The following is a 24,921-nucleotide window of genomic DNA, read 5'->3' as shown; positions in this document are numbered from 1 at the left end:
CGATGGCGCAGAAGGTCCGACACCAGCTGTTCCTGCCCGCGCCGCTGAGCGAGCGACTCGAGGCGCTCGCCACCAGGCCGGGGACATCCAAGTCCGCGATTCTCGCCGATGCCGTCACGGCCTGGCTCGATCGGCGCAGTGCCTCCGCGCTGGAAGATCGCTTCGCGATCCGGCTGGACCGGATGAACCTGGCGATCGGGCGGATCGAGCGCGACACCCATGTCGTCCTCGAGGCACTCGCCCTGTTCATCCGCTTCGAGCTCTCCATCCAGGCACCGCTGGCCGAAGACGACCAGGCGGGCCGGGCGCTGGCGGCCAGGCGCTTCGAGGCCTTCGTGCACCAGGTTCGCCGCCAGGTTGCCACCGGACGCCGCACGCTCCAGCCGATGACGGACGAGCAGCCATGACGGAAAGCCTTTCTGCCCAGCGCCGCAGGCGCATGCTCGTGACTGCTCTGGGCGCCGACATTGCCGGTGCCATGGCCGATCCCGCCGTGGTGGAGATCATGGTCAATCCCGATGGCGCCCTGCGCCTCGACCGGCTTGGCGAAGGGCGCACGAACACAGGCCGGCAGCTGCCCTGCGATCAGGTCGAGCGCATCATCCGCCTGGTTGCCAGCCACGCCCGGGCCGAAGTCCACAGCGACTGGCCGATCGTCTCGGCCGAATTGCCGCCCCATGGCGAAGGACGCGCCGGCGAACGCTTCGAAGGCGTCCTGCCGCCGGTGTCGCGCGCGCCCTGCTTCGCGATCCGCAAGCCGGCGCGGCGCCTCCATACCCTCGCTGACTATGTGGCGGACGGCATGATGAGCACGGCGGTTGCCGATGCCCTTCGCGCGGCGGTGACCGCGCGCCGCAATATCCTTGTCGCCGGCGGCACCAGTTCCGGCAAGACCACGCTGGCCAACGCACTGCTCGCCGAGATGGCTCCGGGACAGGCCGGGCTCGATGCCCGTGTCATCCTGATCGAGGACACGCGCGAGCTCCAGTGCCCCCTGCCCGATACGGTCGCCCTGCGCACCCGCCCGCCCCACGTCACGATGAGCGACCTGGTACGATCGACGCTGCGCCTGCGGCCCGATCGGATCGTCGTGGGCGAAGTCCGCGGCCCCGAGGCGCTCGACATGCTCAAGGCCTGGAACACCGGCCATCCCGGCGGGGTGGCGACAATCCACGCCAACAGCGCGGCAGCGGCGCTCACCCGCCTGGAACAGCTGTGCCAGGAGGCCGTGATCACCGTTCCGCGCCCGCTCATTGCCGAAGCGATCGATGTCATCGTGTTCATCGCCGGCCGCGGCATCGACCGCCGCGTCTCGACCGTCGCGGAAGTCACCGGGCTCTCGCCGGTGACCGGACTCTACGAACTCACCGAGCTCAACATCCCCCCAACCCAGGAGACATGACCATGACTCTTTCCCAACTCCGCACCCGTGGCCTGCGTGCCGCGTGCACCGCGCTCGCACTGACGCTGGCCGGCCAAGTCCAGGCGGCCGGCTCGGGCATGCCGTGGGAAGAACCGCTCCAGAAGTTGCTGGAATCCGTACAAGGCCCGGTGGCCAAGATCGTGGCGGTGATGATCATCATCGTCACGGGCCTGACCCTGGCCTTCGGCGAGACAGCCGGCGGATTTCGGCGACTCATCCAGATCGTGTTCGGGCTGTCGATCGCGTTTGCCGCGTCCAGCTTCTTTCTCTCGTTCTTTAGCTTCGGCGGCGGAGCGCTCATCGCATGATCGCCCCGAACCCCGTCGGCACTTCGCACATCGCCGGCTTCGAAGTGCCGATCCATAGCGCCCTGGGCAGTCCCCTGCTGCTCGGCGGCGCGCCGCGCGGGATAGCGATCGTCAACGGGACGCTGGCAGCAGCGATCGGCCTGGGTCTCCAGCAATGGCTCGCCGGCCTCGCCCTCTGGGCGGTCGGGCACAGCGTCGCGGTCATGGCCGCGCGCCGCGACCCCAGCTTCGCCCCTGTCCTTATCCGCCATCTTGTCCAGAAGGGCTATCTGGCATGCTGAGCCTGCGGGAATATCGCGACCGCGCGGAGCGCCTTGCCGACCACCTGCCCTGGGCCGCGTTGGTGGCACCTGGCGTCATCCTCAACAAGGATGGCAGCTTCCTGCGCGTGCTCGCTTTCCGCGGGCCCGATCTCGAGTCCGCGACGGAAGCCGAGCTCGTCGCAGCCTGCGCCAGGGCCAACAATGCCCTGAAGCGGCTGGGCAGCGGCTGGGCCCTGTTCTTCGAGGCCGAGCGCTGCGAAAGCTGCGCCTACCCGCAAAGCGATTTCCCGGATGCCGCAAGCTGGCTGGTGGACGCGGAACGACGGGCGGCCTTCGAGGCCGAAGGCGCGCATTTCGAGAGCCGATACCATCTCACGCTCACGTGGCTGCCACCTGGCGACGCGCAAGACAGCACCGGGCGTTCGCTCGTCGAACGTCCCGATGCCGACAAGGGGCGTGACTGGCGCGGCGCCCTCGCGCACTTCATCGCCGAAACCGATCGCCTGTGCGACCTGCTGTCGGGGTTCATGGCCGACGTCCACCCGCTGGACGACGACGCCACGCTGACATTCCTGCACGGCACCATCTCGGATCGACCGCACCCGGTGCGTGCGCCCGGCACACCGATGTACCTTGACGGCCTGCTTGCCGACACGCCGCTCACGGGCGGCCTCGCGCCCCGGCTTGGCGAGTTGCACGTGCGAACCCTTACCATCCTCGGCTTTCCCACCATGAGCCGCCCGGGCCTTCTCGACGCGCTCAATCACCAGGACTTCGGTTATCGCTGGGTCACCCGCTTCCTTGCCCTGGACAAGACGCTCGCGACCAAGACCCTGACGAGCCTGCGCCGGCAGTGGTTCAACAAGCGCAAATCGATCACCGCGTTGCTGCGCGAGGTGCTCTACAACAGCCCCGCGCAGCTGCTCGACAGCGACGCCGACAACAAGGTGGCTGATGCCGACGCGGCGCTGCAGGCCCTTGGCGGCGATCATGTCGCCTTCGGCTATCTCACCACCACGATCACGGTCACCGACGAGCAGCTGGGCGCCGTCGAGGAAAAGGTCCGCAGCGTCGAGCGCATCGTCAACGGTCTTGGCTTCACCTGCATTCACGAGGGCGTGAATGCGGTCGAGGCATGGCTCTCGTCGCTGCCGGGACAAGTCTATGCGAACGTGCGGCAGCCGCTCGTCCATACCTTGAACCTCGCCCATCTCATGCCGCTCTCGGCGGTCTGGGCCGGACCGGACAGCAACCGCCACCTTGCCGGCCCACCCCTGCTGCTGGCCAAGACGGCCGGATCGACACCGTTTCGCCTCTCGACCCATGTCGACGATGTCGGCCACATGATGGTGGTTGGGCCGACCGGCGCGGGCAAGTCGGTGCTGCTCAGCCTGATCGCGCTGCAGTTCCAACGCTATCGCGGCGCGCAGGTCTACATATTTGACCAAGGCAATTCGGCCCGCGCGGCGGTGCTGGCGATGAGCGGCGCGCATCACGCGCTCGGCAGCATCGAAACCGACGGGCAGGCGCTCGCGTTCCAGCCCCTCGCCGGCATCGACGACCTGGCCGAACGGGGCTGGGCGGCACAATGGATCGCAGCGCTGCTCGAACACGAGCGTGTCGCCGTCGATCCTGCCGTGAAGGATGCTCTGTGGACGGCATTGGGCAGTCTCGCCTCGGCACCGCGCGAGGAGCGGACCATGACCGGGCTTGCCCTCCTGCTCCAGTCGAACGCGCTGCGTGTCGCACTCCAGCCCTATACGCTGGAGGGACCATACGGCGCGCTACTCGATGCCGCCGAGCAACGGCTTGCGTTTGCCGACGTGCAATGCTTCGAGACCGAAGCGCTGCTGGGCATGGGGGCAGCGGTCGCGCCGGTGCTGACCTATCTCTTCCATCGGCTGGAGGAACGCTTCGACGGGCGACCAACGCTGCTGATCCTCGACGAGGCCTGGATTTTCCTCGACCATCCGCTGTTTGCCGCCCGCATCCGCGAATGGCTCAAGACGCTGCGCAAGAAGAACGTCGCGGTGCTGTTCGCGACGCAGAGCCTGGCCGACATCGCCGATAGCAGCATAGCGCCCGCCATCATCGAAAGCTGCCCGCAGCGGATATTGCTGCCCAACGACCGCGCCATCGAACCGCAGTCGCGGGCTGCCTATGAACGCTTCGGCCTCAACGACCGGCAGATCGAACTGGTCAGCCGCGTCACGCCCAAGCGCCATTATTATCTGCAATCGGCGCGCGGCAACCGCTTGTTCGAACTCGGTCTGGGTCCGATCGCACTGGCGCTCTGCGGCGCGGCCGATCCGGCCAGCCAGATGCGCATCGATGCCCTTCTCGCCGAACACGGCACGGAGGGCTTCGCTGGCCACTTCCTGCGCTCTGTCGATCTGGCCTGGGCGGCCGACCTGATCGGCGCGTTTCCCGGCGCCGCCCCATCCACCCCTTCCCGAACTCCAGACCCCGGAGAATGACCATGGCCAGAACGCTTACTATCAAGAAAACCCTTATCGCTGGCGCAATCGGCAGCACCGTCATCGCTGCGCTCGGCTTCGTCACACTCGCGCCAAGCGAACCGGCCCGGGCGCAATGGACCGTGTTCGATCCCTCGAACTACAGCCAGAACATCCTCACCGCCGCGCGCACGCTCGAGCAGATCAACAACCAGATCCGCATGCTGCAGAACCAGGCGCAGAGCCTTACCAACCAAGCCAAAAACCTGACGACGATCAGCTTCCCCGAGTTGCAGGCGCTCCAGCAGACCATGCAACAGATCGACCAGTTGATGGACCAGGCGCAGGGCATCCAGTTCAAGGTCGCCAGCCTCGACCAGCAATTCCGCTCGCTCTACCCCGACAGCTCCGCGCAAAGCCTGACCACCAGCCAGCAGGTCCAAAGCGCCCGGACGCGCATGGACACTGCGCGCGCGGCTTTCGCGCAGACCATGGCCGTGCAGGCGCAGGTCGTCGAGAATATCGCCGCCGACCAGGCGGCGCTGACCGGCATCGTCGCGCGCAGCCAGAGCGCCGAAGGAGCGCTGCAGGCCAGCCAGGCGACCAACCAGCTTCTCGCCTTGGTCGCCAAGCAGCAATTCCAGGTCCAGACGCTGATGGCAGCACAATATCGCGCCGAGGCGATCGAACGCGCGAACCAGGCCCAGTCGCGCAGCGATGCCCGGAGTGCCTCGACGAAATTCCTCGGCTCCGGCCGTGCCTATACCCCCCACTAGGCACGGCCGGCCAGGGCGGCGGCGATACCGCGCACCTCTCGCCGCCGTCGCCGCGGGATCCGGTTCCCGCTCCCCAAGACTGGGTCCCGCGGCACCTTTTTGAAGCCAGCATCAGGACGCGAAGCACATGGGCGACCTCAACATCATCGACCAGTTCATGGCGGCCTTCATCCGCTACATCGACAGCGGGTTCGGGCTCCTGGGCGGCGACGTCAGCTTTCTGACGCGCACCCTGATCGCGCTCGACATCACGCTGGCCGGGTTGTTCTGGGCGCTGGGCGGCGAGGACAATGTGCTCGGCCGTCTGATCCGCAAGATCCTCTACATCGGCGCCTTCGCATTCATCATCAACAGCTTCTCGACGCTGTCGGACGTGATCTTCCGCTCGTTCGCCCAGGCCGGCGTGACCGCAGGCGGCGGCACGATCACCGCTGCCGATCTGCTCAAGCCCGGCCGCCTTGCCGGGACCGGCTTCTCCGCTGCCTGGCCGCTGCTGCAGCAGGTCAACCAGTACCTCGGCTTCACGACGTTCTTCGACAATTTCCTGACGATAGTCGTGCTGCTGGTCGCCTGGCTGATCGTGATCCTCGCGTTCTTCATCCTCGCCGTGCAGATGTTCGTCACGATCCTCGAGTTCAAGCTGACGAGCCTCGCCGGCTTCATCCTCGTGCCTTTCGCGCTGTGGAACCGCACCAGCTTTCTCGCCGAACGCGTCCTGGGCAATGTGGTGTCCTCGGGCATCAAGGTCATGGTGCTCGCGGTCATCGTCGGCATCGGCTCGAACTACTTCACCCAGTTCACCACCGCGCTGCAGGGCCAGGAGCCCGACATCGGCCAGGCCATGAGCCTGGTGCTGGCCAGCCTGGCTCTGCTCGGGCTTGGTATCTTTGGCCCCGGTATCGCATCGGGCCTGGTCGCCGGTGCGCCACAGCTTGGCGCGGGTGCAGCGTTCGGCACCGCACTTGGCGCGGGCGGAGCCCTGTATCTCGGCGGCGCAGGGGCGGCCGGTGCAGCGCGCGGTCTCGCCGCAGCCGGCCTTGGCGCAGTACGTGCCGGCACCGCGATGGGATCGGCAGCCTCGACCGCCTACACCCTCGGGCAGCAGGGCGCCGGCTCGTCCAGCGTCGGCGCCGGAATCGGCGGCATGGCAAGCGCCGCGGCCGGTGCCGCGCGGTCACGCCTCTCCGCCGCGCTCGGTCTTGGCGAGGCCGCCGAGTCCGGGCGCCGGGCCGCGTTCAACGCGATGACCGGGCGGACGACCGCCACCGCCACGGAAACCACGGACAGCGCATCGGCGATGCCCGGTTGGGCCCGCGCGATGCAAGCCCAGCAGAGGTCCCGTCACCACCGCCAGACCGCCCTGCACGCCATCCAATCGGGCGACCGCGGCGGTCACGGCGCGACCCCCGACATCAAGGAAAGGGAGGACTGATCCCCATGCTTTCGCATTCGACATTGTTCCGGCGCGCCGTGCAGCGATACGGCCATACACCCGAGCCCGAGACGCCCTATCAACGGGCAGGACAGCTCTGGGATGAGCGCATCGGCTCGGCCCGCGTCCAGGCCCGCAATTGGCGGCTGATGGCCTTTGGCTGCCTCGGCCTAGCCACCGTGCTGTCGGGCGGCCTGCTCTGGCAGTCGCTGCAAAGCCGTGTCGTGCCCTATGTGGTCGAGGTCGACAAGCTGGGTGAAGCGCGCGCGGTCCAGCCGGCCGACAAGGATTACCAGCCGACCGACAGCCAGGTGGCCTGGTTCCTTTCCCGGTTCATCGAGCATGTCCGGTCGGTCTCGCTCGATCCGGTGCTGATGCGGCAGGACTGGCTTTCCGCGTATGATTTCACGACGAAGCGCGGGAGCCTATTCCTTGGCGATTACGCCCGCGCCACCGATCCGTTCGCTCACATCGGCGAGCGCACCGTCTCGGTGCAGGTCACCAGCGTGGTGCGCGCCTCGGACAAGTCGTTCCAGCTCAAATGGGTCGAGACCGCTTACGAGTGCGGCGCCCAGGCAGGAAGCTCGCATTGGACCGCGATCCTGACCGTGCAGATGGTACCGCCGACCAACGCCGATACGCTGCGGAAGAACCCACTCGGCATCTATGTCGACGCCATCGACTGGAGCCGCGAGCTCGAGCCCACCGGTTCGTCACCAGCGACGCCAACCGCCGTTACGCCAGCGCGCGCGGCGCTACCGCCGCCCGCCAGCATCCCCGCCGGATCGCCGCTCGATCCCAATCTCGGCGCCCCCACAAATCAGGAGACCCAGCCATGAAAATCGCCTTTCTCGCGGCGACGGCACTGGCCGTCGCGGCTCCCACGCCGGCCCACACCCCGTCGAGCGCCCCATCCTTGCCGGCCAAGCCAGCGGTGCAGACGGCAGCGATAGCGACGCCGCCTCGCGCCCCCGTCGTCTCGCCACCACCGAAGGCGATTAAGCCGAAATCGCGTCGCCGGCATATCCCCGCTTCCCCAGCCGAACGGCGGGTCCGCGCCGCCAATCGCGCCGCGACGCTCGAGCCGGCAACCGGCGGCTATCTCAATGCGGTGCAGGTCTTTCCCTACAGCGATGGCGTGATCTACCACGTGCTGACCGCGCCCGGGCGAGTCACCGACATCGCGCTCCAGCCCGGCGAGACGCTGGTGGCGGTGGCGGCGGGTGACACCGTGCGCTGGGTGATCGGCGACACCACATCCGGAGGAAGTGGCAGCAATTCAGGCGAAGCCAAACGCACGCATGTCTTGGTGAAGCCCTTCTCGGCCGGGCTCGCCACCAACATCGTCGTGACAACTGATCGCCGGACCTATCATCTCGCGCTGACCAGCACGGCGCGCACCGCCATGTCGGCATTATCGTGGACTTATCCGCAGGACGCGCTGATCGCGCTCAAGGCTGCGGCCGAAGCGGCGCGCGCGACGCAGCCAGTGGCTTCGGGGTTGTCCGTCGACCGGTTGCATTTCGATTATGCGATCACTGGCGACAAGCCTGGGTGGCGGCCACTGCGCGCGTTCGATGACGGACGGCAGACGTTCATCGAGTTCCCGGCCAGCCTCGGCGAAAGCGAGGCGCCGCCGCTGTTCCTGGTCGACACCAAGGGCAATGCCCAACTGGTCAACTACCGTGTGCAGGGTCGCTATTACATCGTCGACCGGATCTTCGATGCGGCAGAGCTGCGTCTCGGGCTCAAGCATCAGGATGTGGTGCGGATCAGCCGGACCGGTGAAGCGACCAGCCTGCGGAGGCCGTCGTGACCGAGGCGGCGGCGACATCGCCTGGGAAGCTCGATCCCGAGAGCCTGGCGCTGCGTTCGCGACCGCCACGCGCGATCCGATTCAAGCGCAGCGTCATCATCGCCATCGCGGCTGTGGGATCGATCAGCCTCGTGACGGTGACCTGGCTGGCGCTCAAGCCACGCCTGTTCCATGGCGCCGCGGGGCAGGAGGAACTGTCGCAACCCGACCAGCACCATGCCAGCGATACGCTGAACGGCTTGCCGGCAACCTACGGCGATGTGCCACGGCTCGGGCCGCCGCTGCCTGGCGACCTCGGCAAACCGATCCTTGATCGCCAGCAACAACTGGCGGCTGACGTCAACCCGAGCGACCAGCAACGCCAGCAGGCCGAGGCCACCGAGCATGAGCGCCAGCTCGCCGAAGTGAAAGCCGCGCGCGAATCCGGCTTGCTGGTGCAGAACCGGCAATCAGCCCCTGCTCCAGAGGCAACGACCGCAAGCATATCGGCCGCAGAGAGCACCCAACCCAGTCCGTCGAAACTGGCGCTCGATCCGGTCACCGATCCCAATGCGCAGGGACGCAAGGAAGCGTTCGTCGGGAGCCTCGATCCGCGTGGCGACATCAATCCGCATGTCCTGACGCCACCGCCATCACCTTATATCCTGTCGGCCGGCAGCGTGATTGCAGCGAGCCTGATCACCGGCTTGCGCTCCGACCTGCCGGGGCTGGTCACCGCGCAGGTTACCGAGAACACCTATGATAGTGCCACCGGGCGTATGCTGCTCATTCCGCAGGGGGCGCGGCTGATCGGCAGCTATGACTCGGTCGTGGCATTCGGGCAGAGCCGCGCGCTCGTGGTCTGGCAGCGGATCGTCTTGCCAGACGGCAGTTCGATCCGGATCGATAACGTGCCGGCTACCGATCCCTCGGGCTATGCGGGCCTCTCGGACAAGGTAGATTTTCACACCTGGTCGCTGCTCAAGGGTGTGGCGGTCTCGACCATGCTCGGGGTGGGCGCGAACCTGACATTCACCGGCGAAAGCGATCTCGTCCAGGCGATCCGGGAATCAACCCAACAGAACGTGTCTCGTGCGGGCGACCAGCTCACGTCCCGCAATCTGCAGATCCAGCCCACGATCACGATACGCCCAGGAGCCCCCATCCGGCTTGTCGTGCATCGCGATCTGATTCTGGCACCCTGGAAACCATAGGAGGCCTTCGATGCCCGAACTCAAGCTGGCTCGCATCCCCGATCGCACACCGGTGAAACTGACCATCATGGTCATGCCCGACCTGCATCTTGCCCTGACTGATTATGCCCGGATTTACGCCGATACCTATGGCCGCGAGGAGCCCGTAGCCGAGCTGATCCCGGCCATATTATCTGCCTTTCTGGACAGCGATCGCGGCTTCCTCCGCGCCCGCGACGCCCTCGCTCGCGAGACGTCAAAGTGACGCGTCCGTCGGAGGAATGTGATCGGTTGCTGCTGATCGACGAGGTCAAACGCCGCGTGGGCCTCGGCAAGACGATGATCTACCGGCTGATCAAGCGGGCGGATTTTCCTGCGCCCTACAAGCTGTCGCCATTCACGGCCCGTTGGAGCGAGCGCGAGATCGTTGCGTGGATTGATCGCGTCAAAGACGGCTTCGAGGGCAAGAAGCGCAAATGGTGAAGCAACACCGGAATATATTGCCTATTTTCAATATTTTGAGGCAAACTCAAATTTTGGGGTATGCAAAGGGGTATCCAACCGATCGACGTCGCCTTGCGCGTCGGCAAACCCGGCTCGAAAGCCGTGCGGTTCGAGGCCCTGTGCGCCTTTCTCGTCAAGGCACTGGCACAATAGCACCGTACACGCTCCCTACGGTACGTTGACCCTATCAATAATCGATGCTTCCGACAACAGCTTGTCCCGCATTGCGCGTCCCGTTTCTGTTGCGCTCGCGGCGACCGACCGCTGCGCCCGTCAAGTCTTAGGTTAATCAGGGAAGGGTTCAGGTAGTAGCCACGCACCTTAGCGAAGACCATGGTGAAGGCCTATTTAGCCCGGCTTATTCATGAGCCCGCTGCACTGGGGCGTGCCGGGTTTGATGTGTCGGTGGCCGCGTGATCCGGGCGCGCGGTTTCGGCGGCGTTTTTCGCCGCAGCAAAACCGATGGCTTTTCGAGGTTGATGGGCGATGGCTCGGGCTTTGTGCGGCACAGCCGCGCTGGCTATGTCGGCGCTGGCCGGAGACTGGTGGCGATGGCTTTGAACACGCCGGCGTCGGGGCATGCTGACGCGAAGGCGACACGGATGCGCGAGGCGGTCTCGATGACGCGGGCGGCGACCTTGAGCAGCCGCAGGCGCAGCGTTGCGAACTCGGCAGTGGCCAGAGAGGTGGCCTTGGGGATGGCCTGCTGGACGCGCCACATCAGCCAGTAGGCGGCGGTATGCAGGATGAGGCGCATCTGGTTGGCATTGGCCGAGCGGCACGAGGTGCGATCGCTGGCCAACTGGGTCTTGTGGCGCTTGATCAGGTTTTCGGCTTGGCCGCGCGCGCAATAGAGCGTGTCGTAAATGTGCTCGGGCGAGCCTTCTGTCAGCGAGGTGACGACATAGCGGATGTCCATGCCCAGCGTGCTGGCCTCAATCCGGGCGACGACGCGGCGTTGGCTCTTCCAGCTTTTGGCGCCGTAGCGGGTCTCGACATAGTTGCGCAGGACCGGATGTTGGGCCTGGGCCCGCTTGACCGCGCAGGCATCGGCGACGGCAACGATGGCCGGATCGGCCCGCAGCGCGGCGTTGGTCGGCAAGCCGAACACGTAATCGACCCCGGCCGCCTCGCAGAACGCCATGATCTCGGGACGGGCGTAGTGCCCATCGCCGCGGATGGTGATGTGGGTATCGGGCCAGTGCTGGCGGATATGACGCACCAGGCGCCGGATGTGGCCGGCACCTTCGGCACCCGACGGCGTCTTGCCAGTGCGCAGCAGCATCGCCACCGGCCGCCCGCTCGCGGTATCGTACACATGGATCGGCAGGAAGCAGCGCTCACCGTGATGTCCGTTCCAGAACGAGAGCTGCTGATAGCCGTGCACGACATCACACGTGTCATCGATATCCAGCGTCACCGCCGCCGGTGGGGCCGGATAGCTGGCACAGTAAACGCCGATCATCGCGACCATCATCCGGGCCAGTTCACGCGTGGTCGGTGCATTCTCCCAGCGGCTCATCGTCGGTTGGCTGGCCAGCCCCGCGCCCGATCCCGGCAACTTGCCCAGCGCCAGGCGGAAGCCCGGATCGTCGCGCAGGGCATCGAGATCATCGGCGTCCTCATAGCCACACGTGATCGCGAACACACGGGCACGCAGAATGTCATCGAGGCGATGGATCACCCGCGTCGGGTCACGCGGATCGGCGATGCACGCAGCAAGCTGCCGGCAGATCCCCATCGCGCGCTCGGCCTGCGCCAGCAGCAGAACGCCGCCGTCAGAGGTCAGCCGGCCACCGTCGAACGCGGTTGTGACCTTCTTGCCGCCAACCGCTGGAAACGAAAATCCCGGTGCGCTATCATCGCTCCCGGCGGGTGTGGTCCGTGGCATAAATTGCCTCGCTGAAGGACTGGTCTAGACACCCATTTTCCTACTGCAAAGCAATCGCTTACGCCACTCCCGCCAACCCTCTCACCCGCCGCGGTGAATAAGACAGGTTAGGCTACCTGGCCTCCGAAATCAAATTCCCCTTGACTTTCCGGTCGGCCAAAAGAGATGCGTAAAAGTATATCATCAAAATTACGAGGCCTATCCACCGAATTTCCAATAAAAATACGACAATCACTGACAAACAGATAGACAAAATAGCCGATAAAATTATTTTCAAATTGCAATATTTTGTTGCAAAAATATAATTGATATAAAAGAAAAATACAAAATACATAGCACGTCTTATAAGAGAAGAGTGCCAAGCGGACTGGAGTAAATACTCACCAAATCCATAAAAAATGGCTAACGCGATTAAAGATATCGCAAGCAATCTCACCATCTTAGCACCTCTTCCTACGCGCACCGCCATTAAATTTCATTGTGGCAGCACCGAGAGGTGGCGTCACTTTCCCATCGAGCGGAGAAATACCGCTATCGACTGAGATAGTTCCGAAAGCGCCAGATGGGCCAAGGCTTCCCCGCGATAGTCGCGCACCAGAAACGCCTATACCAGCCACCTCTGCATGGAAAAACGATATCTGAAAGGTGCTATCGAGTGAATTGAAGCCTGGAAGCGTCCCCTTAACTTCGTAAGACCCTGCGGCTAGCCCAACGGCTACACCGGTCGCCTCAAAGTCAACCGATGCTCCACCAGGTCTAGTGTCGGTGAGAGTACCCGTGAATTTGAAGCCGCCAATGACATCAGCAACGCCAATGAGATTTCCAGAAAGGGCCACATTCCCTGGATTGCTTGATATACCAGAACAGTTCTGATTTTTCTGATCTGTAACTGCAGGACCGCTACTACCGCCACCACCACCTACTGCACCCACACCTCCGCCAACGGCGCCCAAAGACCTAAGCAATGGGAGTCTGATATTAGGCCTCTTATGCGAGACCACGATAGTTCCATCGGGATCCAATTCGAGCCCGTCCGGATCCACCCCATTTATCGGATCGCCACCGACGTAGTTATACCAATTCATCCCATCGTTGTATCCGATGGGATCGGTTTGCATGAAGCGACCGAGGCTGGGGGAGTACCAGCGGGCCTTGTAGTAGGCGAGCCCAACCTCAGGGAACCAAGCTTGGCCGGTATACTGGAAGCGGCCGATGTTGTTGGCACGCGGAATGCCGAACTCGTCATAGGCATTGGTGCCCAGGACGTTGCCCGAGCCATCGGTTACGGCAATGATCGAGCCGCGCTCGTCGGCCTGGAGAAAGCGCCGATCGGTCAGGCCCGAGCCTTCGTACCACACCACCGGCTCATCCGTGCCAGGGCCTGGCACATAGCGGCGCAGCGTCGCTCCTGAAGAACCCGATACTTCCGCCAGGATGGCGGTGCCATCGTAAACGAACCGGGTCGAAGCGGGAGCGTTATATTCGATCAGGCGCCCCGCACCGTCATAGCGCATCGTCGCGGAGGGACCGGAGATCATCTCGTTGAGCTTATCGTAGCCGTAGCTTGAGCTGCCCGAAGAGGTCAGGTTCCCACGACCATCGTAGCCGAACGCGACTCCACCTGCGGCGGTGTACTGGTTCAGACCATTGGTCGTATAGGCGCGACTGGTGTTCACCGCTCCGGTCCAAGCGTAGGCATCATTGCTGCGAACGAGGCTGGTAATTTGCGAAGCTGGGTTATAGCCGATCGCAGTCCCGGTCCCGCCCACAGCACCAATGAGATTATCGTAGGCCGTCCCGCCCAGGTCAAGCTTCAGGCCGGCAAGGCGGCTGACACTATCATAGGCATATGTCCGGGTCGTGCCATTGCCATAGGTGACGGAACTGCGGCGTCCCAATGTGTCGTAGCTATAGGACGCCAGGACGCCCACGCCCGAGGTGGCACCATTCTCACGGATCGCGGTGACATTGCCGGCGAGATCGTAGTCGTACGTGACATAGTTGGTATCGCTCCAGGTCAGGCGAGTCCGGTTGCCGGCAACGTCATTGAGATAGCTGACCGACCCGAATGGCTGCGTCTCGCTGCTCAGGCGGCCCAGGCCATCGTAAGTATAGGACAAATTGACCCCGTCGCCAGGACGCTGCACATTTGTCACCTGGCCCAGCAGATTGTAGCTGAAGTTTACTGCGTTTTCGCCGTTCGGCGTGCGCGAGGCCATGCGCCCGAGGTTGTCGTAGGTTAACGTGATTGTATTGCCGTCGCGCAAGCGACGCTGGGTCACGTTGGAATTGGCATCGTAGGTCAACTGCTCGTAGTCGGTCGTCGAGCTTGAGGCAGCGCCCTGCGTCGGAGAAGGGTAGCGCGTCTGCGACAGGCGATCGAAGCCATCGTAGACGTAGGTCGTCAGATTGTTCTGACCATCCTTCACCGACGCCAGCTTACCGTTAGCGGTATAAGCATTGGTCTGGGTAGTAGCCTGGGCCGTGGTGCCTACACCTTCTGTGACCGCCAAAACTCTGCCTATCGCATCCAAATCCTGCTTGGTCACCCGATCCGCCCCGCTAACTCCGGTCGTCTGGCTCGGCGCGCAACTCGATGCGGCAGAACCTGGGATGGCAGACAGATTCATGTATTGAATGGCACAGTACGGCCTGCCCAAGGTGTCATAGAGCTGATCGTTGACCGCATAGGTTGTGCCACCAGCAACAACAGTCGAACGCACCGGACGGTCGTAAGCGTCCAGAGTCACATCTGTATGATAACTTTCGCTGAAATTGCTCAAGTCGGTCGATTGGCTGGGCACCGTTCCGATTGCGGTCTGAACCAAAGTGCCATTGGCATTATACGTGTATTTCACCGCCACCGGCTGGCGCGTACCAGAGCCATCGGGATCAGGACCAATCACACCAGTCACACGTCGATCAGCATCGTAGAATGCATAGGAGATCTGACCTGCAAGCGGGCCTGTTGCCGAAATGAGGTTGCCGACGTTGTCATAGGCAAAGGTCGTGGTTGCGCTTATCGAGCCGTCCCCGGTCGCGACGGTTCGCGAGATCGGCAAAAGGTTGTTAGCCACACCAGCGGTTTGGGGCCCGTAGTTGATCGTCGTTCGAATCTCGTCTGCGCTATTGACGCACGCGGCGCTTCCAGAAAGCGAGAACGGCCCCACCCCCGCTGTCCCGGTCAAGGCTGCCCCGGCCTGCGTCCGGCATGACGAAATTGTCGTCAGCATGTAGACATTCAGTCCGGACGCCACAATCGAGCCGGAGCTGTTCTTGAAATAGGCCTGCATGGGCGTATAGGCATAGCGCGTTTGCGGGCGTACCCCATCGGGGCCGGCAGGCCCTGTGACAGAGGTCACCAGTCCCGTCGTGCTGTCGTAAGTATAATCGGTTTCGTTGCCCTTGGCGTCCTTCGTCCAACTTGGCTTGTTGCACAGCACCCCTGAAGAACAGCTCGACAGATATCCAGATGATTGCACGACGTCCGACAGACCCGATGCCACCTTTGCAACACTGCGCTGCTCGGTCACATTCCCGTTGGCGTCATAAGAATATTTCGTATACCCCGACGTTGGCGAACCAGACGCAATTACACCCTCAGGAGGGATCACATACGCCAACAATCCAGAAGAATTGTATTGATAGGTGTATTTACTACCATCTTTACGCCTGTAAGACTTTATAGCAAATAACGAAATTGATGAAGTTATTAAGTTATAATTACCATTAGAATCAACAACATTTACAGTCCTGTCATCTCCAGAATCAGACCAATTATAATTTTTCTGCACACCTCCCCTTGTTATACTGGAGACCAGTCCACCAGAATAATTTATGGATGTATTCGCAGAAGTCGCGCCTCCAGATGAAATTGATTCAATTCGCTGAACTCCAGCATCGGACGCCCTATATACATCAAATTTTCCAGATGGATAAGTAACAATCTTTTTATAAACCGGACCTTCCTGAGAAATACTAAAGCTCAACGTCGGCCAATTGATAGCAGTTGTGCAAGACGAAGCCGTATCGGGACAGCGCTCGACCGCGGCGTTGAGCGCGGCGACAGAACTTAAATTAGACCACTGCGCGTAATTTGCAGATGAAAGTAAAGAATTTGAGCTATAATAAAATTTAAGCTGATAGCCTGACGAGCTAGTCAACGTATTTAGCCGACTTCCGGTAAAAACTGAACACGGTCTTTGGGAGCAAGGTAATACTGTATAAGTAGATCTGTTGTAATAAAAATTAATCTTCGCTCCATCCGGGTAAACTTCATACTGTATTTCAGAAAAAGTTCCGCCGACCCCATTTGAATAAAAATTTATATAAACTATTACGCCATTTGGGAACGTGAACTTAAATTGAGAATTAGATGAATTATAGTTCTCTAGCTTGGCACCATCCTGAAGCATGGAATCATAAACGGATCCATTCATTTTGAATTTATAAATTTTTAGACCGTCAATAAATACCGCATATGATCCAGTAGAGTCTGACCACGTTTTTATGGAATAATTGTATTTTGCATCCCAGCCATTATATCCATTATATATACTATAATCTAAATAACTCCCATTGGCCTGGCCTATAGAAATTCCATCTTTAGCCAGGATGAAAACGCCATTAACTACGTCCACATTATTTTCGTCAGGATTTATATTGGTAGGATATTGATAAGATTGAGCGGAGGCAGCGTCACATCCACATATCGTGATTACGGAAACACCAGTTAAGAGCAATTTTTTCATACATGCCTCATGTGAACTAAAATCTGGGATGATCCGCCGGTTTTCGCAATCACACGGTAAGCTGGATTTTCAGCAAGTCGAGATCGACCGCGCCTCAAATCTGGTCAGCAGCCGGATAACGAACGATACGCTTCACAAAGCCCCTCCCTCTAACGATAAAACTGGAATATAAACGCTGTATCTGCAGAAATTGGGCTGTTAGAGCGCCGAATTTCAAAATATGCCCGTTACCGACCGAAAACAAACGCGCCAACGCGATTATTCACTTTGACACGACCACGACCGTAATCAGATTATCATTATGGTTTCCGATCAAACAACCCGCACCAAATGCTCCAATGGATTATAACTATACGTCGTCACATCGGTGCATGAGCGGGTGCTGCAATCGGAGACAGCAAAAAAGACGGAAAGAAGACGCAATTTGCACATACCGCACCCCTCGCGTCTACAGTTCTTGCATATTGCTCAGCAACTCCTCATGCGTAACAACTTGTGCCAATCACGGCGCCACAGAATTCGAAAACAAAATTTGCCCTCACGGATGCCCTCGCCTGCTTTGCGCCGCTGATAGGCGGCAATTGACCACCGCCGAAGGATTCCACATCCTGACTTAGAGGCTGCCACCTGGGTCGCCAACCTATCTATGGCCGTTCAGTTCCGCGAGGAAACAGTATCAGATTTTCAACTTGGGGGGGGGGTGCCGTTCTCGCTTAGGCATGAGCAACTCGTCGCACGTTATCAAGAAGTAGCCGCTTCGCAATAGCGTTAGCCCCAGTAGTCCTTGAAGATACGCAAGACCTTTTACTGTATTTTTTTTAAATAATAACCTTGGCCCATCCTAAGAAATGGGCGACGATCACGTGCGGCGGCATTTCGATGAACATACGCACGTGATCGCTTAGATCACGATCCCCAGTCACTGTCACATTGACCCGGTTATCGGCCTTGTCGAGATTATATGCCGTGTTTAGGTTATTATTGACGGTTCCGGAATGAACCACCTGCACTAGGCGTCCCAAAGCATCGTAAGTGCACGTGATCGTTTCGCTAGCCTGTCTTATTCACCGCGGCGGGTGAGAGGGTTGGCGGGAGTGGCGTAAGCGATTGCTTTGCAGTAGGAAAATGGGTGTCTAGACCAGTCCTTCAGCGAGGCAATTTATGCCACGGACCACACCCGCCGGGAGCGATGATAGCGCACCGGGATTTTCGTTTCCAGCGGTTGGCGGCAAGAAGGTCACAACCGCGTTCGACGGTGGCCGGCTGACCTCTGACGGCGGCGTTCTGCTGCTGGCGCAGGCCGAGCGCGCGATGGGGATCTGCCGGCAGCTTGCTGCGTGCATCGCCGATCCGCGTGACCCGACGCGGGTGATCCATCGCCTCGATGACATTCTGCGTGCCCGTGTGTTCGCGATCACGTGTGGCTATGAGGACGCCGATGATCTCGATGCCCTGCGCGACGATCCGGGCTTCCGCCTGGCGCTGGGCAAGTTGCCGGGATCGGGCGCGGGGCTGGCCAGCCAACCGACGATGAGCCGCTGGGAGAATGCACCGACCACGCGTGAACTGGCCCGGATGATGGTCGCGATGATCGGCGTTTACTGTGCCAGCTATCCGGCCCCACCGGCGGCGGTGACGCTGGATATCGATGACACGTGTGATGTCGTGCACGGCTATCAGCAGCTCTCGTTCTGGAACGGACATCACGGTGAGCGCTGCTTCCTGCCGATCCATGTGTACGATACCGCGAGCGGGCGGCCGGTGGCGATGCTGCTGCGCACTGGCAAGACGCCGTCGGGTGCCGAAGGTGCCGGCCACATCCGGCGCCTGGTGCGTCATATCCGCCAGCACTGGCCCGATACCCACATCACCATCCGCGGCGATGGGCACTACGCCCGTCCCGAGATCATGGCGTTCTGCGAGGCGGCCGGGGTCGATTACGTGTTCGGCTTGCCGACCAACGCCGCGCTGCGGGCCGATCCGGCCATCGTTGCCGTCGCCGATGCCTGCGCGGTCAAGCGGGCCCAGGCCCAACATCCGGTCCTGCGCAACTATGTCGAGACCCGCTACGGCGCCAAAAGCTGGAAGAGCCAACGCCGCGTCGTCGCCCGGATTGAGGCCAGCACGCTGGGCATGGACATCCGCTATGTCGTCACCTCGCTGACAGAAGGCTCGCCCGAGCACATTTACGACACGCTCTATTGCGCGCGCGGCCAAGCCGAAAACCTGATCAAGCGCCACAAGACCCAGTTGGCCAGCGATCGCACCTCGTGCCGCTCGGCCAATGCCAACCAGATGCGCCTCATCCTGCATACCGCCGCCTACTGGCTGATGTGGCGCGTCCAGCAGGCCATCCCCAAGGCCACCTCTCTGGCCACTGCCGAGTTCGCAACGCTGCGCCTGCGGCTGCTCAAGGTCGCCGCCCGCGTCATCGAGACCGCCTCGCGCATCCGTGTCGCCTTCGCGTCAGCATGCCCCGACGCCGGCGTGTTCAAAGCCATCGCCACCAGTCTCCGGCCAGCGCCGACATAGCCAGCGCGGCTGTGCCGCACAAAGCCCGAGCCATCGCCCATCAACCTCGAAAAGCCATCGGTTTTGCTGCGGCGAAAAACGCCGCCGAAACCGCGCGCCCGGATCACGCGGCCACCGACACATCAAACCCGGCACGCCCCAGTGCAGCGGGCTCATGAATAAGCCGGGCTAGCGTGGGCTGGCTCTACAAACGCGGTTAACGTCATGAGGGGAATGAGAAGAACCTTCATGGTGTCATGCACCTTTGCCTGAATGAATATTTTCAATTTCTTACCTGACTTTCTCATGAGCCAAAACCGCTGTCAATCCTGCGGCCACGGTATAGGTCGCAGAATATTACCACGCATAACCAGCCAAAACGCTGCATAGTTTCATCCGCCGACGCTCCATTCATTGCGTTGGGACAGAAGCTCCAGCGTACGGATCGAATGGATTGGCAGACAACGCAGGTCTGTTTTGGGGAAACACGGGGGGCGGTGCGACCGTTTTGTCTGCGATAGCAGGCAAAGCCGGATGCAGATTGCCGATGATACCAGCACTGATCATCGGCGCACCCAGCAACAGGAATATTCCCACAACAACGAAAGCTGCGCGCTGCAAGCGCAACCGTCCCTGAAACAGAGACAGCCCGACCAGACTTATCGCTACAATACCCAGCGCCGTTGCTAAGCTGCCAGAGAGAAATTCCCGCAGCCAATCCGCCAGGGCGCCAAAAGCTTGAGTGTGGGCCGATTCAAACAGGGACGCGGTTCCGCCGTTCATATCCAATTGCTCCAGATAGCGGCGATATGCCGCTGTCCCCCAACGCGTTCGAGTTGCACGATCACGTCGACGGTCGATTGCACATAATGGACGATATTCTCCCAGCTCAATCGCGCGCCCGTTTGTAGAATTAGCAGCGCAAGTTGCTTGATCGCCCCTTCCGGGCTGTCAGCATGGATTGTGCTCATCGAACCGGGATGGCCGGTGTTGACGGTGCGCAGAAAAGTATACGCCTCGCTGCCGCGCAGTTCGCCAACGATGATGCGATCGGGGCGCATGCGCAAAGCGGCGTTGAGCAGATCGTCCGTGCTCACGGCAGCTTCGCGCAATTCGTTGCGCGCCGCCAGCAATCCAAGGCTGTTGGGCCGGTCCAGGGCGATTTCCGGCGTGTCCTCAATAGCAATCAAGCGCTCCTTGCTATCGATCTCCCGCATCAGTGCATTGAGGAATGTCGTCTTGCCCGTCGATGTCCCGCCGGAGATGAGAATGTTTCTCCGAGCTCTCACGGCCTCGCGCAATTGCGCTGCGTGACCAAGTCCGACATCGTGCCCCCTGTCGGACGCGGCCATTTGTTCTGAACGGCTTGGTATAGAGCCATCGACCATGGGATAATCGTCCAGCGTCAGGCTCTGAATGACGTGGCGACGGATGGCTAAAGCTACGCCAGTTCGCGTTGCCGGCGGCATCACGATCTGAATGCGTGAGCCATCGGGCAGGCTCGCGGCCAGCAATGGATGCTCGCGGCTGATGCCTTGATTAGACCAAGCCGCTACCTGACGCGCCATGCGTAGCAACGACGCCTCATCGAGATCCGCCACTTCGTTCCGCTCGATCCGACCGCCCAGACTTTCCGTCCAGACCTCGCCCGCGCGATTGACATAAATATCGGTCACGTCGCTCTGATTGAGGAACGGTGCCAGCGGTGCCAGCGACGCAGTCAGGTAGTGCCCGGCCCGGCCATGCATGTCACGGTTTCTCGTCAATCGACGAAAAATCCAGATCGCGGGCAACAAAGACGGAAACGCTCGCCCCCTGCTTGACTGTCACGGTGCTCCGCACGTTCGCCCCGCCGGTCGAGCCGGTTGTTGGCGTGCTCAAGCCTGGCCAGCCGACGATGTAAGTCCCATCGGCCAGCTTGCTGGTCGCGACATTCATGCCAACGTTGAGCGCCGATTGGAGGATTGCCCCACCGTAGCGCTCCAGAAAGTGACTGTTGACCTTGCCTTTGACCCCGGCCCGGCCAAGCGTGTCGGCCGAGGGCGATTGCAGCGCAATTGTGACGCCATCGGGTCGGATCAGCCGCGTCCAGCGAATCAAGGCGCGGCTTTGACCGCTGGCGACATCGGACTGATATTCGCCGATGAGACGGCTGCCACGCGGCACCAGCACTTGAGAACCATCGAAGCCCCGCACGTCGCGCGAGACGATGGCACGGGCAAGGCCCGGCTTGGTCGTGTCCAAGGCCGTTTCAAGCACGCATTGGATCACCGACCCTTGCGTGACGGTGGTGGCCGGGTTGAGCAGGCGGGTGGCCTTGACGCGCTCGGGACCACTGGTCGGGCTTGCGCCTTCCGCCGGTGCAGATGGAGCCGAGGGTGCGCTGGACGGCGGCGGGGCATCGAACACAGTGGTCGGGCCCGTGACTGATGAACTGCCGGAGCCAGATGCAATCGGCGGGTTTAGCGGCGCGTTATCCCATCGCGTGCGTGAAGGCGTCGCCGCAACGACTGACGGCAGCGTGGGAAGCGTTGTTGGGTGCGCTGTCCCGAAGGACTGTGCCGTTGCCGGAGGCATCGCCACGAGCGGCACAGACTGCGGCTCGGCATAGGGAACCTGAAGATCGGGAACCGCGGTTCCGGGCACTGCCATGTCCTGCGGGGAAGCGCGGGTTGCCGGCGAGTTGAGCGCCTGGCGATGCGCATCGAGCGTCATGAACAGCATTGCCCCGCCAACCACTGCCGCTACGCCGAATGCCCAAATGCCGAGATTGCCGGTCCGCACCGCAACCTGTGGCCGGATGTCGTCAGTGACCATTGGTATTCTCCCCTGCCTTGGGCTTGGGTGTAGTCAACCGCACGGCCACCGCCTTGTGCCGGTCTATCCGAAAAACCAACTCCGGCCAGACACGATCGATGGTATAGGCACCATCGCGCATGAATCCGTCGATCGTCATTTCGCGACCGGTTTCATCTACGGCGAAGACAGCCGGTAAAGGCTTGTCTTCCGACCAGCGAATATAGGTGCGCTGACCATCGTCCGAGATGGAATCGGGCCTGAGCGCCTTATCGCCCGTCACGCGATAGCGCTGTGCGGCCGCTTGGGCGCTCGCAGCCCGCAATTGTGGAAGGAACTGGGCTTGCGGTGCAAACTGTCCCTGCGATTGAACAGGCGGTGGTGACGCGTTCGCAACGACGGAAAAGCGCAGCATAATCGCGGCGAACGCTTCATTGGGCTCCAGCTCTAACAGATAGGTCCTGCGATCAGTCCGCACGATCATACTGGTCATTGCCGCGTTGGGCAGAAACCGCACGGTAAGGCTGCCGGCATCGCGCGCCACTGTCACGGCCCAAGGTCTGGCATCGGCCATGGTTACATTGGTGATATGCTCGTCCTGACCGAACTGCATGGTCAGTGGCGTGACCGAGCCTACGCGGACATGGACCATCTCATCGCGATGCCAGATGGCCGTCTGGATCCGGGAATCGCCGGCACTCGGCACCGGCCAGGCGCGCGCTTGCGCAAAGGCGTCCATAGGCGCTGCCAGCGCCAGGGTCAGCAGGCATAGTGCGCCGCGCGCGCTCATGGCTTCTTCGCCGAAGCGCCGGCTCTGGCCATCGGAATGACAGGCGGCGGCACTGTGACGGATGCCACGCCCGGCGTCGGCGGGGAAACCGGTCCAGTCGGAACCGTCGTTGCCGTAGGCATCGCCAGCGCGGCAGGCGCCGTATCGGGAATGCTCTCGGCATCGCGCCGATAGCGCGTGACCTGGAAGCCGAGCGGATTGATCAGGCGGTCCTGCACCGTCATCGGATCGCCCGAATAGCGATAGCTGATCACCGCCGCCCAATCCTGATCCGCTGCGGCAGAAGCCGCCAGATCGGCACGGTGCGTGCGGAAGCGCACAAGCGATGTCGCCGGCCCGAGCGAAGACACGCTCTTCACCTGCACTTCGATCTGCGCGGTGCGCGGCAGCGACGCCAAAGGACTGGCGGGATTGGTCGCCTGCGTCGCGGCGATATAAGCGGCGCGCGCCTCAGGCGCTGACCACAGCGCGGTCTTGCGGTAGTTCGCCCTGATACTGCCCAGATCGAAGCTTTCGCGGGCGATCACATATTGCACCAGGAAGGAACGCGTCAACGCGGCATCGGGGGCAATGGTCTGGCGTTCGAGCGGCTTAAGCGCCTCGACATAGCCGGTCTGGCGATCGACAAGTAGCGTGTACGGCTCGACAGTCTTGAGCGGCGCTAGGGCGACCAAGGCAAAGGCCTCTGCAATGGCGACGAACGAGGCTCCACCTGCCACCCACCACGCGATACGCCGCGAACGCTGCTCGCGCGCATCGCGATCCTGTGCCCAGGTCGCTGCCTCGCGATAATAGGCGTCGAGGTCTTTCTTGCGTTCCGGTTTCATCGTTTCCCATCTCGCCGCTGGCCTGCGGCCGTGACGCGGCGCGTAGCGCGCCGGTACGTTTCTCCAAGTGCGGGTTCACCAGCACGCACGGACTGAGGCTCTCCAGTGCCGGAACCTGTGGCAGTACGTTCTCGCTCGACCAGAATCGGCACGCGCGCCGGTGGCGCGGCGCCGCCGCTGCTTCCCACGCTGCTGCTTTCTGCCATCAAGAGGCCAGGAATATCGTTGACACTGGCGCGTCCGGAGAAGCGGTCTCGTTGCCCGAAAATGGACGAGCCAAAAACATGCGATCGTGTTTCGCCCGCCACGGCCGGTTGCATATCGGCCCATCCCCTCTGAAACGCCACGCGTCCCAGAATACTGACCAGTATCAACGCTGCGATGGCAAACGAAAGGGTAATGACCAGCAGTTCGGTAGGCGCTGCGGGCGTGGCATAGCCGGCCCCACGCAATTGCAGCGCACCGGCCAGCCAAGGCTCGAGCACGGCAAGTTCAGCAGCATAGACCACCGTCAACCCCAGTGATCCGATCAGGCATAGGACCAGACCCCGCGCCCAGCCCGCGAAGAGGCCGCGCGTCGCTCCAAGCAGCAGCGCCCCGGCCATGACCGGGGCCAGCGCGAGGAGCAGCCCCGCCACCAGGCGAATGGCTACCAGCGGCCCCAGAGTGCCGACCAGAAAGGCCACCCGCGCCCACCCCAGGGCGGGATGGTCATCGAGTGCAATCGCCTTGAACGTCGTGCCACCGTCCGCGACCGGGGCATAGACTTCGCGCCCGGTGCCTTGCGTGGTCAGCGCCATGATGCCATCGTCGGCCGCCTGAAGCCGCATGGCCATCCCCTGCCCCATGCCGGGCAACTGGTTGTCGACATGCAGACCGGCGGCCAGTTCGGCCGGGCCGTGCAGCACCAGATCATAGATTACGATGCGGAAAGCCGGCCAACTGGCGGCAATGGTCAGGGCAATGCCGACCTTGAGCGACGTGCCGATCAGATCGCTGCCAGACACGCCCCGCCCCGCCAGCAAGCGGATCGCAAAGGCCGCAATCAGCAAAGTGAGCAAAGTCGTGACGACCGTTTGCCCCAGGCCACCCGGTTGGGCCAGGGACTGGAACCCAACCGAACCCAATGTCGTGGCCTGGCAATCCACATGGGCCAGCATCGAAGAAAGGAACTGCTGGCCGGTGTTGACGGAAGGGCAAGCCAT

General features: G+C 62.0%; 21 protein-coding genes. 13 read left to right on the top strand and 8 right to left on the bottom strand.

All coding sequences use genetic code 11. The features are described 5' to 3' along the window. Window positions 1–2 precede the first annotated feature (2 nt). From R9J51_RS06935 to R9J51_RS06880, 12 genes are all read left to right on the top strand, one after another. A complete protein-coding gene (locus R9J51_RS06935) occupies window positions 3–407 on the top strand; it encodes a CopG family transcriptional regulator (protein WP_179506231.1) in 405 nt (134 codons plus the stop codon). Next, the gene (gene trbB / locus R9J51_RS06930) at window positions 404–1,402 is read left to right on the top strand and encodes a P-type conjugative transfer ATPase TrbB (RefSeq protein WP_179506230.1); all 999 of its coding nucleotides are present in this window, start codon (window positions 404–406) and stop codon (window positions 1,400–1,402) included. The genes R9J51_RS06935 and trbB overlap by 4 nt, the downstream gene beginning before the upstream one ends. Beyond that, a complete protein-coding gene (locus R9J51_RS06925) occupies window positions 1,399–1,731 on the top strand; it encodes a TrbC/VirB2 family protein (protein ID WP_432787909.1) in 333 nt (110 codons plus the stop codon). The genes trbB and R9J51_RS06925 overlap by 4 nt, the downstream gene beginning before the upstream one ends. Continuing rightward, window positions 1,728–2,012: a VirB3 family type IV secretion system protein gene (locus tag R9J51_RS06920; RefSeq protein ID WP_179506229.1), complete on the top strand. Its 285-nt coding sequence runs from the start codon at window positions 1,728–1,730 to the stop codon at window positions 2,010–2,012. The genes R9J51_RS06925 and R9J51_RS06920 overlap by 4 nt, the downstream gene beginning before the upstream one ends. Further along, the gene (gene trbE, locus R9J51_RS06915; protein ID WP_179506228.1) at window positions 2,006–4,471 is read left to right on the top strand and encodes a conjugal transfer protein TrbE; all 2,466 of its coding nucleotides are present in this window, start codon (window positions 2,006–2,008) and stop codon (window positions 4,469–4,471) included. Before R9J51_RS06920 ends, trbE begins: the two co-directional genes overlap by 7 nt. A 2-nt stretch (window positions 4,472–4,473) precedes the next feature. Continuing rightward, complete coding sequence (trbJ, locus tag R9J51_RS06910) at window positions 4,474–5,226, top strand: P-type conjugative transfer protein TrbJ (protein ID WP_432787908.1); 753 nt, start codon at window positions 4,474–4,476, stop codon at window positions 5,224–5,226. A gap of 127 nt (window positions 5,227–5,353) precedes the next feature. Next, on the top strand, window positions 5,354–6,658 hold the full coding sequence (gene trbL, locus R9J51_RS06905; RefSeq protein ID WP_179506226.1) for a P-type conjugative transfer protein TrbL: 1,305 nt from the start codon (window positions 5,354–5,356) through the stop codon (window positions 6,656–6,658). 5 nt (window positions 6,659–6,663) lie between these two features. Next, window positions 6,664–7,497, top strand: a complete 834-nt coding sequence (gene trbF, locus R9J51_RS06900) for a conjugal transfer protein TrbF (RefSeq protein WP_179506225.1) — start codon at window positions 6,664–6,666, stop codon at window positions 7,495–7,497. Beyond that, window positions 7,494–8,474 carry a P-type conjugative transfer protein TrbG gene (gene trbG / locus R9J51_RS06895; protein ID WP_179506224.1) on the top strand — a complete coding sequence of 327 codons (981 nt, stop codon included), beginning with the start codon at window positions 7,494–7,496 and terminating at the stop codon, window positions 8,472–8,474. Before trbF ends, trbG begins: the two co-directional genes overlap by 4 nt. Beyond that, window positions 8,471–9,667, top strand: a complete 1,197-nt coding sequence (locus R9J51_RS06890) for a TrbI/VirB10 family protein (RefSeq protein WP_179506223.1) — start codon at window positions 8,471–8,473, stop codon at window positions 9,665–9,667. The genes trbG and R9J51_RS06890 overlap by 4 nt, the downstream gene beginning before the upstream one ends. 10 nt (window positions 9,668–9,677) lie before the next feature. Then, a complete protein-coding gene (locus tag R9J51_RS06885) occupies window positions 9,678–9,911 on the top strand; it encodes a DUF2274 domain-containing protein (protein WP_179506222.1) in 234 nt (77 codons plus the stop codon). A gap of 26 nt (window positions 9,912–9,937) precedes the next feature. Next, a complete protein-coding gene (locus R9J51_RS06880) occupies window positions 9,938–10,129 on the top strand; it encodes an AlpA family phage regulatory protein (RefSeq protein WP_218843553.1) in 192 nt (63 codons plus the stop codon). Between the two features lie 541 nt (window positions 10,130–10,670). Here R9J51_RS06880 and R9J51_RS06875 read toward each other — a convergent pair. Together R9J51_RS06875 and R9J51_RS06870 are read right to left on the bottom strand one after the other, a co-directional pair. Continuing rightward, a complete protein-coding gene (locus tag R9J51_RS06875) occupies window positions 10,671–12,041 on the bottom strand; it encodes an IS1380 family transposase (RefSeq protein WP_066763960.1) in 1,371 nt (456 codons plus the stop codon). Window positions 12,042–12,481: 440 nt separating this feature from the next. Continuing rightward, window positions 12,482–16,792: an RHS repeat-associated core domain-containing protein gene (locus R9J51_RS06870; RefSeq protein WP_179506220.1), complete on the bottom strand. Its 4,311-nt coding sequence runs from the start codon at window positions 16,790–16,792 to the stop codon at window positions 12,482–12,484. Between the two features lie 1,161 nt (window positions 16,793–17,953). On the opposite strand from R9J51_RS06870, the gene R9J51_RS06865 reads away from it, so the two are divergent. Further along, window positions 17,954–19,324, top strand: a complete 1,371-nt coding sequence (locus tag R9J51_RS06865) for an IS1380 family transposase (protein WP_066763960.1) — start codon at window positions 17,954–17,956, stop codon at window positions 19,322–19,324. 390 nt (window positions 19,325–19,714) lie between these two features. On the opposite strand, the gene R9J51_RS06860 is transcribed toward R9J51_RS06865, so the two are convergent. From R9J51_RS06860 to R9J51_RS06835, 6 genes are read right to left on the bottom strand one after another with little or no spacing between them, the layout of a single operon-like run. Beyond that, a complete protein-coding gene (locus tag R9J51_RS06860) occupies window positions 19,715–20,086 on the bottom strand; it encodes a TrbC/VirB2 family protein (RefSeq protein WP_179506216.1) in 372 nt (123 codons plus the stop codon). Then, window positions 20,083–21,051, bottom strand: a complete 969-nt coding sequence (virB11, locus tag R9J51_RS06855; RefSeq protein ID WP_179506215.1) for a P-type DNA transfer ATPase VirB11 — start codon at window positions 21,049–21,051, stop codon at window positions 20,083–20,085. The genes R9J51_RS06860 and virB11 overlap by 4 nt, the downstream gene beginning before the upstream one ends. 1 nt (window position 21,052) lies before the next feature. Then, window positions 21,053–22,120: a TrbI/VirB10 family protein gene (locus R9J51_RS06850; RefSeq protein WP_432787907.1), complete on the bottom strand. Its 1,068-nt coding sequence runs from the start codon at window positions 22,118–22,120 to the stop codon at window positions 21,053–21,055. After that, a complete protein-coding gene (locus tag R9J51_RS06845) occupies window positions 22,110–22,889 on the bottom strand; it encodes a TrbG/VirB9 family P-type conjugative transfer protein (RefSeq protein WP_179506214.1) in 780 nt (259 codons plus the stop codon). The genes R9J51_RS06850 and R9J51_RS06845 overlap by 11 nt, the downstream gene beginning before the upstream one ends. Continuing rightward, window positions 22,886–23,716 carry a VirB8/TrbF family protein gene (locus tag R9J51_RS06840; RefSeq protein ID WP_179506213.1) on the bottom strand — a complete coding sequence of 277 codons (831 nt, stop codon included), beginning with the start codon at window positions 23,714–23,716 and terminating at the stop codon, window positions 22,886–22,888. Before R9J51_RS06840 ends, R9J51_RS06845 begins: the two co-directional genes overlap by 4 nt. Continuing rightward, window positions 23,713–24,921: a type IV secretion system protein gene (locus R9J51_RS06835; protein ID WP_179506212.1), complete on the bottom strand. Its 1,209-nt coding sequence runs from the start codon at window positions 24,919–24,921 to the stop codon at window positions 23,713–23,715. Before R9J51_RS06835 ends, R9J51_RS06840 begins: the two co-directional genes overlap by 4 nt.

This window comes from Novosphingobium rhizosphaerae, from assembly GCF_050920675.1.
Classification (GTDB): domain Bacteria; phylum Pseudomonadota; class Alphaproteobacteria; order Sphingomonadales; family Sphingomonadaceae; genus Novosphingobium; species Novosphingobium rhizosphaerae.
This window is presented reverse-complemented; position numbering and strand designations above follow the sequence as displayed.